General features: G+C 71.6%; 10 protein-coding genes and 1 pseudogene. 8 read left to right on the forward strand and 3 right to left on the reverse strand.

What is annotated here, in order from left to right:
* Positions 1-14 precede the first annotated feature (14 nt).
* From MM438_RS00345 to MM438_RS00380, 8 genes and pseudogenes are all read left to right on the forward strand, one after another.
* Complete coding sequence (locus MM438_RS00345) at positions 15-830, forward strand: RNA methyltransferase (RefSeq protein ID WP_241449266.1); 816 nt, start codon at positions 15-17, stop codon at positions 828-830.
* 61 nt (positions 831-891) lie between these two features.
* Positions 892-1527, forward strand: a complete 636-nt coding sequence (locus tag MM438_RS00350; protein WP_241449267.1) for a VOC family protein — start codon at positions 892-894, stop codon at positions 1525-1527.
* A 107-nt stretch (positions 1528-1634) separates the two neighbouring features.
* Positions 1635-1727, forward strand: a complete 93-nt coding sequence (locus MM438_RS00355; RefSeq protein WP_241449268.1) for a potassium-transporting ATPase subunit F — start codon at positions 1635-1637, stop codon at positions 1725-1727.
* 20 nt (positions 1728-1747) lie between these two features.
* Positions 1748-3382 (forward strand): potassium-transporting ATPase subunit KdpA, encoded by a 1635-nt coding sequence (gene kdpA, locus MM438_RS00360; RefSeq protein WP_241453219.1) that lies wholly within the window; start codon positions 1748-1750, stop codon positions 3380-3382.
* Positions 3379-5505 carry a potassium-transporting ATPase subunit KdpB gene (gene kdpB / locus MM438_RS00365; protein ID WP_241449269.1) on the forward strand — a complete coding sequence of 709 codons (2127 nt, stop codon included), beginning with the start codon at positions 3379-3381 and terminating at the stop codon, positions 5503-5505. The genes kdpA and kdpB overlap by 4 nt, the downstream gene beginning before the upstream one ends.
* Before the next feature lie 5 nt (positions 5506-5510).
* Positions 5511-6074 (forward strand): potassium-transporting ATPase subunit KdpC, encoded by a 564-nt coding sequence (gene kdpC / locus MM438_RS00370; protein ID WP_241449270.1) that lies wholly within the window; start codon positions 5511-5513, stop codon positions 6072-6074.
* Positions 6075-6085: 11 nt separating this feature from the next.
* Positions 6086-8629 (forward strand): sensor histidine kinase, encoded by a 2544-nt coding sequence (locus MM438_RS00375; protein ID WP_241449271.1) that lies wholly within the window; start codon positions 6086-6088, stop codon positions 8627-8629.
* A pseudogene (locus tag MM438_RS00380) lies at positions 8626-9329 on the forward strand (response regulator transcription factor). Before MM438_RS00375 ends, MM438_RS00380 begins: the two are co-directional and overlap by 4 nt.
* A gap of 105 nt (positions 9330-9434) precedes the next feature.
* Here the strand turns inward: MM438_RS00380 and MM438_RS00385 are convergent.
* The 3 genes from MM438_RS00385 to MM438_RS00395 all read right to left on the reverse strand — a co-directional run bounded on the left by MM438_RS00385 (position 9435) and on the right by MM438_RS00395 (position 12345).
* Entirely contained in the window at positions 9435-11738 is a 2304-nt protein-coding gene (locus tag MM438_RS00385) for a heavy metal translocating P-type ATPase (protein WP_338155483.1), read from the reverse strand.
* Positions 11735-11953: a heavy-metal-associated domain-containing protein gene (locus MM438_RS00390; RefSeq protein WP_241449272.1), complete on the reverse strand. Its 219-nt coding sequence runs from the start codon at positions 11951-11953 to the stop codon at positions 11735-11737. The genes MM438_RS00385 and MM438_RS00390 overlap by 4 nt, the downstream gene beginning before the upstream one ends.
* 74 nt (positions 11954-12027) lie before the next feature.
* Positions 12028-12345, reverse strand: a complete 318-nt coding sequence (locus tag MM438_RS00395) for a metal-sensitive transcriptional regulator (protein ID WP_241449273.1) — start codon at positions 12343-12345, stop codon at positions 12028-12030.
* Between the last annotated feature and the right edge of the window lie 211 nt (positions 12346-12556).

Below are 12556 nucleotides of genomic sequence, written 5' to 3' on the forward strand. Positions count from 1 at the left end.
ATCCTGGGGGCACCATGTCCGAGCTCGTGATCACCTCTGCTGCCAACCCTCGCCTGCGCGCCCTAACCGGTCTGCGTCGCCGACGCGTCCGGGAGGAGGCGGGGTTGACGCTCCTGGAGGGTTTCGAGGAGCTGGAGCTGGCCCTGTCTGCGGGGGTGCGCCCGCAGTCGTTGTACTACTGCCCGGAGCTGATGCTCGACCCGGACGCCCAGCTGGCGGTGGTGCGGGCGGCGGCGGAGGACGGGGCGGAGACGGTGCGGCTGGGTCGGGCGGCCTTCGAGAAGGTCGCCTACCGGGAGGGGCCGGACGGTTTCCTCGCGGTCGTCGCCTCGGTGGACCGCGGCCTGGCCGACCTGGTCCTGCCCGAGGATCCCTTCGTGCTCATCTGCGAGGGCGTGGAGAAGCCCGGCAACCTGGGCGCGATGCTCCGCACGGCCGATGCCGCGGGGGTCGACGCGGTGCTCGCCGCCGACCCGGTCACCGACTGGGGCAACCCGAACGTCATCCGCGGGAGCAAGGGCACGGTGTTCTCCGTCCCGGTGGCCACGGCGACGTCCGCGCAGACGTTGGCGGCCTGCCGGCGGCGTGGCGTGATGGTCGTCGCGGCGACGCCGGACACCGACGTGGAGCACACCGACGTGGACTACACGGGGCCGGTCGCGATCGCGGTGGGTGCTGAGAAGACTGGTCTGACAACGGAGTTCCTCGAGGCTGCCGACGTGCGGGTGCGGATCCCGATGGTGGGCCGGGCCAACTCGCTCAACGTCGCCACCTCGGCGGCCATCGTGATCTACGAGGCGGTGCGGCAGCGGCGGGGCGTCCGTCGCTGAGGGTGTCCCAACGGTCACCCCCGCTGCATGATCATCGACGGCTCTGTGTCACCATGAGGCCATGCGCGTCGATCATGTCTCTTATGCCGCCGAGCCGGACGGCTCCATCGCCACCGCCGAGCGACTGGCCGAGCGACTCGGGGTGGAGCCGGTGTATGGCGGGGTCCACCCGGCCTTCGGGACGCGCAACGTCATCCTGCCGCTGGCCCACGAGCGGTACGTCGAGGTCGTGGAGTCGCTCGACCACCCGGTGTGCGACAAGGCGCCCTTCGGCCAGGCCGTCAAGGCGCGGTGCGCGCAGGGCGGTGGCTGGATGGGGTGGGTGGTGCGGGTCGACGACATCACCCGCGTCGAGGACCGGGTGGGCCGCGACGCGGTCGCGGGGTCGCGGACCCGTCCCGACGGCGTCCACCACTCCTGGCGTCAGCTGGGCATCAACGGGCTGCTGGCCGATCCGCAGCTGCCGTACTTCGTGCAGTGGGACGACGGGGTCCAGCATCCCTCGTCGGAGGCCGCGACCCTGGTGACCATCCAGCGGATCACCATCGCCGGGTCGCCCGACCGGGTGCGGGACTGGCTCGGCAAGGACGCCGACGACACCTCCTCGGTCATCGACTTCGAGTTCGTCTCGCCCAAGGGTCAGCCTGGGCTGATGGCGGTGACCTTCTCCACCCCGCAGGGCAAGATCACGATCTGATCGGCCGACCCGCCCCTGATGCCCAGGGCGTCAAGAAGGCGTCAAGAGCCCGTCAAGGTCTCGACAGGACCCCCATCAGGACCGACTGACCCTGTTGGCATGAGGTCATGAACCTCATCCCCAACATCATCGGCGGTCTGGCCGCACTCGTCGTCCTCGTCTACCTGGGGTACGCGCTGGCGCATCCCGAGCGGTTCTGAGGGCGGCCATGTCTGCGGTGATCCAGACGATCGCGGGCTTAGGGCTGGTCGGGGTGGTACTCGCCCTCCTCCACGTCCCGCTGGGCACCTGGCTGCACCGGGTCTTCGCCGACGACACGGACTGGGCGGTCGAGCGCCTGGTCTACCGTCTCGCGGGTGTGGATCCGCGGTCCGAGCAGCGGTGGTCCACCTATGCCTTGTCGGTCCTGGCCCTGGCCGCCGTGAGCGTCCTCGGGCTGTGGTCGCTGGTGCTGGTCCAGGGACTCCTGCCGTGGTCCTTCGGCCGGTCCCAGGACTGGCACACGGCGCTCAACACGGCGATCAGCTTCACGACCAACACCAACTGGCAGTCCTACGCCGGTGAGTCCAGCGCCGGGCACGTCGTGCAGATGGCGGGTCTGACCGTTCAGAACTTCTTGTCGGCGGCGACGGGCCTGGCCGTGGCTGTGGCACTGATCCGGGGGCTGGCCCGTCAGCGCACGGACCGGATCGGCAACTTCTGGGTCGATCTCGTCCGCTCCTGCATCCGCGTCCTTCTGCCGCTGTCGGTCGTCGGCGCGCTCTTGCTGATCCTCGGGGGAGTCACCCAAGATCTCGCGGGTCCGCATGTGATGCCGACGCTGCAGGGTGGTCAGCAGATCCTGCAGGGCGGTCCGGTCGCCAGTCAGGAGGCCATCAAGCTGTTGGGGACCAACGGGGGCGGTTTCTTCAACGCCAACAGCGCCCATCCGATGGAGAACCCCGACGCCTGGACCAATCTCCTCGAGATCATGCTGGTGCTGGCGATCCCCTTCTCGTTGCCTTATGCCTACGGCCTGATGGTGGGAGACCGGCGTCAGGGCAGTCTGGTGGCGGCGGTGATGGTTCTCCTCTTCACCGGTATGACGCTCCTCCTGGCCTGGGTCGAGCAGTCCACGACGGCTCTGCCCACGGGGGGTATGGAGGGCAAGGAGCAGCGCTTCGGCATCGCCTGGTCGGCGATCTTCGGAGCCGCCACGACGGGCACCTCCACCGGAGCGGTCAACTCGATGCACGACTCCTACAGCGCTGGCGGCGGTGGGCTGCTCATGCTCCACATGATGCTGGGAGAGGTCTCCCCCGGCGGCGTCGGCACCGGGCTCTACGGCATGCTCGTCCTCGCGATCATCACCGTCTTCGTCGCCGGGCTCATGGTGGGTCGCACCCCCGAGCTGCTGGGCAAGACCATCGGACGCAGCGAGATCACGTGCGCCGCCCTGGCCTCGATCACGATGCCCGCGCTGGTCCTGACCTTCACCGCGGCCTCTGTGGTGCTTCCCACGGCTCGGGAGGCACTGCTGCACACGGGCCCGCACGGGCTCTCGGAGATGCTCTACGCCTTCACCTCCGCGGCCAACAACAATGGCTCGGCCTTTGCCGGGATCTCTGCGGACCAGCCCTGGCTCAACCTGACGCTCGGCCTGTGCATGCTCGTGGGCCGGTTCGCGACGATCGTGCTCATCCTCGCTCTGGCCGGGTCTCTGGCCGCCCAGACCCGACGGCCGGTCACGAGCGGGACGATGCCGACGCACACGCCGCTGTTCGGCGTGCTGCTGACCGGGATCATCCTCGTCCTCGCCGGCCTCACCTTCTTCCCTTCCCTTGCCCTCGGTGCCCTCGCGGAGGCTCTGTCATGACGATCCCCATGCCCCTCGACCCCTCGACGGCCGATCGCGACGAGCGGCCGGCCCACCCGGCCGCCGGGCCGCCCGACCGCTCCCGAGACGGGGCCTCGCTCGTGCGCACCGCCCTCGCGGCTCTGCCCGACGCCCTGCGCAAGCTCGACCCCCGGCACGTCGTGCGGTCGCCGGTGATCTTCGTGGTCTGGATCGGGACCGTGCTCACCACGGTCCTGTGCCTGACGGATCCCACGGTCTTCGCCGTCGGGGTGACGCTGTGGCTGTGGGCCACGATGGTCTTCGCCAACCTCGCAGAAGCCATCGCGGAGGGGCGGGGCAAGGCCCAGGCCGCCACGCTGCGCCAGACCCGCACCGAGACCCCCGCCCGGCGGCTGCTCCCGGACGGTCGCGAGGAGCTCGTGTCCGGCCAGGACCTGCAGCTCGGTGACCGGGTGGTCGTCGAGGCCAGCCAGGTCATCCCGGGAGACGGAGACGTGGTGGACGGGGTCGCGACCGTCGACGAGTCCGCCATCACCGGGGAGTCTGCGCCGGTCGTGCGCGAGTCCGGCGGTGACCGTTGCGCTGTCACGGGTGGCACCACCGTGCTGTCGGACCGCATCGTCGTCCAGATCACCAGCCGACCGGGCGAGACCTTCATCGACCGGATGATCTCCCTGGTGGAGGGCGCCGCGCGCCAGAAGACCCCGAACGAGGTCGCCCTGTCTATCCTGCTGATCGTCCTGACCTTGATCTTCGTCCTCGCGGTCACGGCGCTGCAGCCCATGGCGGTCTACTCCGGTCGTCCGCTCAGCCTGGTGGTGCTGGTGGCGCTGCTCGTCTGCCTCATCCCGACAACCATCGGCGCGCTCCTGTCCGCCATCGGAATAGCGGGCATGGACCGGCTCGTGCAGCGCAATGTGCTGGCGATGTCCGGGCGGGCCGTGGAGGCGGCCGGGGACGTGTCGACCCTGCTGCTGGACAAGACCGGCACGATCACCTTCGGTAACCGTCGCGCCAGCGACGTCATACCGGTCGCAGGCGCCACACGCGCCGAGCTGCTGCGGGCCGCTCACCTGTCGTCGCTGGCCGACGAGACCCCCGAGGGCCGCTCCATCGTCGACTACGCGGTGGCCGAGGGTGGCGCCGGTGAGCTCACGACCGCCCTGGACCTGCAACGGGCGGGTGCCACCGTGGTGCCCTTCACCGCCCAGACCCGCATGTCGGGTGTCGACCTCGCCGACGGGACCCGGATCCGCAAGGGGGCCAGCTCGGCGGTGACCGCCTGGGTGCACGCGGATGGGGGACACATGGTCCACGACGTGGACGACACCGTGGAGTCCGTCAGTCGCGCCGGGGGGACCCCGCTCGTCGTCGCCGTCCAGGATCCCGGCCAGGTTCCCCGCCAGCTCGGCGTGGTCTTCCTCAAGGACATCGTCAAGCCCGGTATGCCGGAGCGCTTCGCGCAGCTGCGGGCCATGGGCATCCGCACCGTGATGATCACGGGGGACAACCCGCTCACGGCGGCGTCCATCGCGAAGGAGGCGGGGGTCGACGACTTCCTCGCCGAGGCCACCCCCGAGGACAAGATGCGCCTCATCAAGCAGGAGCAGTCCGGGGGCCGGCTGGTCGCCATGACCGGGGACGGCACCAACGACGCCCCCGCCCTGGCCCAGGCAGACGTGGGCGTGGCCATGAACACCGGCACCTCGGCTGCCAAGGAGGCCGGCAACATGATCGACCTGGACTCCGACCCCACCAAGCTCATCGACATCGTCGCGATCGGCAAGCAGCTGCTCATCACGCGCGGCGCGCTCACGACCTTCTCCATCGCCAACGACATCGCCAAGTACTTCGCGATCATCCCGGCGATGTTCGTGACGCTCTACCCCGGTCTGGACCGGTTGAACGTGATGCGGCTGCACAGTCCCGAGTCGGCCATGCTCTCCGCCGTCATCTTCAACGCGCTGATCATCGTGGCGCTGATCCCCCTGGCACTCAGGGGAGTGGCCTACCGCCCGCTGTCGGCGGCCGCGCTGCTACGACGCAACCTGTTCGTCTACGGCCTCGGCGGCGTCATCGCGCCGTTCGTCGGCATCAAGCTGATCGACCTCCTCATCTCGCTCCTCCCTGGACTTCGGTGATCCCCATGACCTTCCTGCGCCATACCTGGGCCGCGCTACGCGCCCTGATCGTCCTCACCCTGCTCCTGGGTGTCGTCTATCCCCTGGGCATGACCGCCGTCGCCGGGGCGCTGCCCGGGACGGGGCACGAGGTGACCGTCGCCGGGCGGGTGGTGGGCGACTCGCGGATCGGGCAACCCTTCTCCGAGCCGCGCTGGTTCCAGGGCCGCCCGTCGGCGGTCGAGCACCCGGGCGAGGCCAGCGGCGGCTCCAATCTCGGGCCCCATCACCCGGATCTCGCCCGCCAGGTGGCCGAGCGCCGCGCCGCGCTGCGCCAGGCCAATCCCCAGGCACCCGAGGCGATCCCGGCCGATGCCCTCACCGCCTCCGCCTCGGGCGTGGATCCCGACATCAGCCCGGCCTATGCCCGCTGGCAGGTGGCCCGGGTCGCCGCTGCTCGGCACCTGGGCGTCGAGCAGATCCAGCGCCTCGTCGACGCGCACACCACGCGGGCCCGCTGGGGCTTCGTCGGGTCCGACACCGTCAACGTCCTCGAGCTGAACGCCGCCCTCACCCGGCTCGGCGCCTAGACAATCACGTCATGGCACGAGGGCGACTGAGGATCTACCTGGGTGCGGCACCGGGTGTGGGCAAGACGGTGGCGATGCTCGCCGAGGGCAGGCGGGCCGCGGAGCGCGGGAAGGACGTGGTCGTCGCGATCTGCGAGACCCACGGACGGCAGCACACGGCCCAGATGCTCGAGGGGCTGGAGACGGTCCCACGCGTGCGGCTGGCGCATCGCGGCGCCGTGCTGAGCGAGATGGACCTGGCGGCCGTCCTCGGCCGTCGACCCGCCATCGCCCTCGTCGACGAGCTGGCCCACACGAACGCCCCGGGGTCGCGCAACGACAAGCGCTGGCGGGACGTCGAGGAGCTGCTCGCCGCGGGGATCGACGTCATCTCCACCGTCAACATCCAGCACCTGGAGTCGCTCAACGACGCCGTCACCACTATCACGGGCATCGCCCAGCACGAGACGGTGCCCGACGAGGTGGTGCGGGCGGCCGACCAGATCGAGTTCGTCGACATGTCCCCGGAGGCTCTGCGACGACGTATGGCGCACGGCAACGTCTACACCGCGGACAAGATCGACGCCGCCCTCGCCAACTACTTCCGTCCCGGCAATCTCTCAGCACTGCGGGAGCTGGCGTTGCTGTGGGTGGCCGACCGGGTCGACGAAGGGCTGGGTCGCTATCGTGACGAGCACGGCATCACCTCGCCCTGGCCCACCCGCGAGCGGGTGCTGGTCGCCCTCTCCGGCGGGCCGGAGGGGGCGACCCTCCTGCGCCGGGGCGCCCGGATCGCCGGCCGGGGCGCGGGTGGGGAGCTGCACGCCGTCCACGTCGCCCGTGCCGACGGGCTCACCAGCGGGGTGCTCCCTCGCATCGCCGAGCAGCGCGCGCTGACGGGTGACCTGGGTGGCACCTTTCACGCCGTGACAGGGGAAGACACGGCCGAGGCCGTCCTCGACTTCGCCCGCGGGATCAATGCTTCCCAGATCGTCGTCGGTACGAGCCGTCACCACCGATGGGTGCGGGTGCTGCGCCAGGCGACGGGTGACGCCATCATCGCTCGCTCCGGTGAGATCGACGTGCACGTGGTGACCCACCCTCATGCCGCCTCACTGGGCGTGCGGCGACCGCGCCGGACCCTGTCCCGCGGTCGCACCCTGTCGGGCTACCTCCTGTCTGTAGGGGCCTCCGCCGCAGTCACGGCCGCACTCTCCCCCTGGGCACGGGCGGTCGGGCTGCCCCTCATCGTCCAGCTGTATCTCCTGCTGACCGTGCTCGTAGCTCTCGTCGGGGGCCTGGGGCCAGCCGTCGTCACCGCGGTCGGGTCCTGTCTGCTGATCAATTGGTTCTTCACCCCGCCGGTACACACCCTGACCATCGCCAGCGCTCAGAACGCCCTGGCTTTGGGCGTTTTCGTCGTGGTGGGGGTGCTCGTGTCCAATGTCGTCCTGCGGGCGGCAGCTCGGGCCGAAGAGGCTCTGCGTGCCCAGCACGAGTCGGCGGCCCTGGCCGAGCTCACCCATACCCTGCTTGGCTCGACGGACCAGCTCGCACTGCTGCTCAGCCGGGCGGTGGACCTGTTCGCGGCCTCGTCCGTCGCGGTGGTGCGGCGTCCCACCCATGACGATCCGGCCCCGGAGATCGTGGCGGCCACCGCGGGTTTCCCTCCCGGGCTGGCGATCTCCGGCGGGGCCGCGCGGGAGCCGGTCGACGAGCGACACGTCCTGGTCCTGGATGGGGATCCCCTGGCCGCGGACCAGCAGCGACTCTTCGCCGCCTGTGCCGTCCACGCGGGGGCGATCCTGCACCGGCGCGTCCTGCGTGCGGAGGCGGCGGCGGCCGAGCGTCTCGAGCGGGACAACCGGGCCCGCACGGCGCTGCTGTCGGCCGTCTCGCACGACCTGCGCACACCCCTGGCAGCGATCAAGGCCGCCATCGGCTCCTTGCGCACCACCGAGGTGGACTTCCCACCGGAGGACGAGGCCGAGCTGGAGGCCATCATCGAGGAGTCCGCCGACCGGCTCGCGGCGCTCGTGGACAACCTGCTGGACATGTCACGGCTGTCGACCGAGGCGCTCGTGGCGTCTCCCCAGGACGTCGACCTGGCAGAGCTGCTGCCCGCCTGCGTGGCCACGGTCAGCGAGCCCTCCCGGGTGCGCTGGGCCCTCGGCGCCGGGGCTCGACGGGTGCAGGCGGACCCGGGTCTGCTCGATCGGGTCCTCGGCAACATCGTGGAAAATGCCCTGCGCCACCAGCCGCGCGGCGGGGAGGTGTTGCTGACGACCAGCGCGATGCGCGACCAGGTGGAGATCCGCGTGGTCGATCACGGGCCGGGCATCGCGCCCGGCGACCAGGACCGGGTCTTCCGTCCCTTCCAACGCCTCGGGGACGCCCCCGCCGGGGATGGTGTGGGGCTCGGACTCGCCGTCGCCCGAGGGCTGGCCGAGGCCATGGACGGGTCCGTCGTCGCGGAGGACACTCCTGGTGGCGGCCTGACCATGGTGGTCTCCCTGCCCATCGCGATGGTGGCCGGGCCGGTGCGCCTCGCCACCGTCCAGGAGGACCACCCATGACCCGCATCCTCGTCGTGGACGACGAACCCGCCATCCTGCGTACGCTGCGGATCAACCTGCGGGCCCGCGGCTACGAGGTGGAGACGGTGACGGGAGGCCGCGACGCGCTCGCCACCATGCAGGACGCTCCGGCCGACCTGGTCATCCTGGACCTGGGGCTGCCGGACCTGGACGGGGTCGAGGTGCTGCGGCGGTTGCGCCGAGAGTCGGACGTGCCCGTCGTGGTCCTCTCGGCGCGGCACGGGTCCGACGACAAGGTGGAGGCGCTCGACGAGGGGGCCGACGACTACGTGACCAAGCCGTTCGGCGCCGACGAGCTCATGGCCCGGGTGCGAGCGGCGCTGCGCCGTGGCAGCGCGGGCCGGCACACCGGGCTCGCACCGGTCGAGGCAGCGGGGGTTCGGCTGGACTTCGACGCGGCCAAGCCACCCGCGACGGTCGTCCGGTGCGCCTCACCCCCACGGAGTGGCGCCTGCTCGCCGCGCTGGCCCGGCGACCGGGGGCGCTCGTCTCCCACGCGGATCTGCTGGAGGCGGTCTGGGGACCGGGCTACGGTCGCGAGCTGCACTACCTGCGGGTCTACGCCAACCAGATCCGGCGCAAGCTGGAGACGGATCCGTCGGCGCCGCAGCTGCTCGTCACCGACCCAGGGCTGGGCTACCGCCTGGTGTGCGGGTCCTCCCCGGGGCCGGTCGGCTGAGCGAGGGGTGGGTCAGTCCCACCCGTCCCGGCCCAGCCCCGGGCCCACGGTCACGGCTCTGGTCCACGGCACCGGGCTCCCGAGCACCGGGCCAGGCCGTGCAGCTCAGGAGGGGGTGCGTGCGAAGGACCTCAGCCGCAGCGAGTTGGTGACCACCAGCACGCTGGACAGGGCCATCGCGGCGCCGGAGACCATCGGGTCGAGGGCGCCGAGCACGGCCAGCGGGATCGCGATCACGTTGTAGCCGAAGGCCCAGACGAGGTTTTGCTGGATGATCCGCAGGGTCTGCCGGGACAGCGCGATCGCGTCGGCGACGGCGCCCACGTCGGGGCGCACCAGGACGATGTCGGCCGAGTCGATGGCGACGTCCGCGCCGGAGCCCATCGCCAGACCGAGGTCGGCCTGGGCGAGGGCGGCGGCGTCGTTGACCCCGTCGCCGACCATCGCCACGACCCGTCCTTGCTGCTGGAGGCGGGCGATCTCGGCGTGCTTCTCCTTGGGGAGCACCTCGGCGACCACGTCGGCGGCGCCGATGCCGACCTGCTCGCCGACCTGGGCGGCCGTGCGGCGGTTGTCACCGGTGAGCAGCACGGTGCGCAGCCCGAGGTCGCGCAGCCGCTGCACCGAGGCGCTGGAGCTGTCGCGCAGCTCGTCGGCGACGGTGAGGGCGGCGTGGGCGACGCCGCCCCAGCCGACATACACCGTGGTGCCGACCCGGTCGCCCTGCAGGTCGCCGGGGACGAGGTCGAACAGGCTGGCCCGTCCGACCGTGACCTCGGTGTCCTTGATGGTGGCGCGGGCCCCGAGGCCGGGCAGGTTGGTGAAGCCGGTGATCGGGCGCAGGTCGAGACCTTCGGCCTGGGCGGCCCGCACGACGGCCTGGGCGATGGGGTGCTCGGACCACGCCTCGACCGACGCCGCGGCCTGCAGCGCCGCGGTGGGGGTGAGCCGCCCGGAGGGGGTGACGTCCACGAGCGTGGCGGAGCCGGTGGTGAGCGTGCCGGTCTTGTCCAGGACCACGGTGTCGATGCGGCGGGTGGACTCCAGGATCTCCGGGCCCTTGATCAGGACGCCGAGCTCGGCGGCCCGGCCGGTGCCGACGAGCAGCCCGGTGGGGGTGGCCAGACCGAGCGCGCAGGGGCAGGCGACGACGAGCACCGAGACGGCGGCGGAGAGCGCGGCCGCGGCCGGGTGCCCGGTGACCAGCCACCCCACGAAGGTGAGCACCGCGATCACCAGCACGACGGGCACGAAGACCGCCGAGATCCGGTCGGCCAGCCGCTGGACGGGGGCCTTGCCGGTCTGGGCCTGCTCGACGAGGCGGGTGATGCCGGCGAGGGTGGTATCCGCACCCACGCGCGTCGCCTGCACGAGCAGCCGCCCGTGCGCGTTGATGGTGCCGCCGGTGACCTCGTCGCCGGGGCCGACCTCGACGGGCAGCGACTCGCCGGTGACCAGGGAGCGGTCGAGGGCGGAGGTGCCGTCGACGACGACGCCGTCGGTGGCGACCTTCTCCCCGGGCCGCACCACGAACTGCTCGCCGACCTGCAGCTGCTCGATCGGGATGCGGGTCTCGCGGGTGACCCGGTCGACCGGGTCGATGCGCTGCACCGCGACGTCCTTGGCGCCGAGCTCCAGCAGGCTGGTGAGCGCGGACTTCCCGGCGGTGCGGGCGCGGTGCTCGGCGAGGCGACCGGCGAGCAGGAAGGTCACGACCACGGCGGCGACCTCGTAGTACATGTGTCCGGTGCTGCCTGGCAGCGTGGCCACGACCGACCAGAGCATCGAGGCGATCACACCCAGGCTGACCAGGGTGTCCATGGTGGAGGCGCCGTGCCGGGCGGTGATCGCCGCCGCCCGGTGGAAGGGCCACGCGGACCACACCGCGACGGGCAGCGTCAGCAGCAGCTCCACCCACGGCCGGGCGTCGCCGAGCAGGTGGTGCACCGACGGCACCATCGCCAGCAGCACGACGAGGACCGTGAGCGGGAGCGCCACCTCGAGGCGTTGCCGCAGCGACGCGCGGCTCAGGACCTGGTCCAGTCTGTATGCCGGGCCGGCGCCGGCCCGGGGGGCCGGCCCGGTCTCCACGAGCAGGGGTCCGCCCGGGGCGCCGCCGCCGGATCCCTCGCTCCCGTCGATCGAGCCCGCGACGCGGGTCGCCCCGGCCGGGGCGGGCGTCAGGTCGGTGGCGGTGTAGCCGGTGCGCTCCACGACCGCGATCAGGTCGGCCACGGACAGCGAGCCGGGGAAGGCGACGTGGGCCTTCTCCGTGGCGAGGTTGACGGTGGCGTCCACGCCGTCGAGCCTGTTGAGCTTGCGCTCCACGCGGCTCGAGCAGGACGCGCAGGTCATCCCGCCGATGGCCAGGTCGACCTCGTGGCGGTCCTGCTCGGTCGCGGTGCTCACTCGACCACCGTGTAGCCCGCCTCGTCGACGGCCGCCTTGACGGCGGCCGGGTCGAGCGGGCCCTCGCTGGTGATGGTCACGGGGGAGTCGCCACCTGCGACCAGGTCGATCTGCACGTCCTGGACGCCGGCGACCTCCTTGAGCTCGGACGTGACCGCGCTGGTGCAGTGGCCGCAGGTCATGCCGTTGACGGTGATGGTGGTGGTCTGGCTCATGACGCTCTCCTGGGGGTGGGGGTGGCTGGGGCCGGGGACCCGGTCCTGGGTGGGTTCGGCTGAGAGGGCTGGGCTCAGCTCCTGACGAGCCGCGCGATGGCGGCGGAGGCCTCGGCGACCTTGGCGGCCGCGGCCTCGTCGGACTCGCGCGCGGCGCCGACGACGCAGTGGCCGATGTGGTCCTCGAGCAGGCCCAGGCTGACGGCCTGCAGGGCCTTGGTGATCGCCGAGATCTGGGTGAGGACGTCGATGCAGTAGGTGTCCTCGTCGACCATCCGCTGGACGCCGCGGACCTGACCCTCGATGCGCCGCAGCCGCTTGAGGTAGGCGTCCTTGTGGTCGACCTCGGCGTAGGCGGGCAGCGGGGGTGCGTGCTGGCAGGTGTCGGTCATCCGGCCTCCTTCGACGAGGTCAACCCTAATACCCCTAGGGGGTATTTCCGCGGACCGATCGGGCGGCGCGGTGTGCTGCCCGTCGAGCCCGGGTTCGTGCCCGGATCTGCAACGGTCGACGCTACCCTCTGGACCGCCCCATGAGATGTCGCCGACGGGCTTGCACGGGCGTGGTGTGGGCCATGTCGACGAGAGCGCGTGGCTCGATCTC

It is taken from the genome of Arsenicicoccus dermatophilus (assembly GCF_022568795.1).
Lineage (GTDB): Bacteria > Actinomycetota > Actinomycetes > Actinomycetales > Dermatophilaceae > Arsenicicoccus > Arsenicicoccus dermatophilus.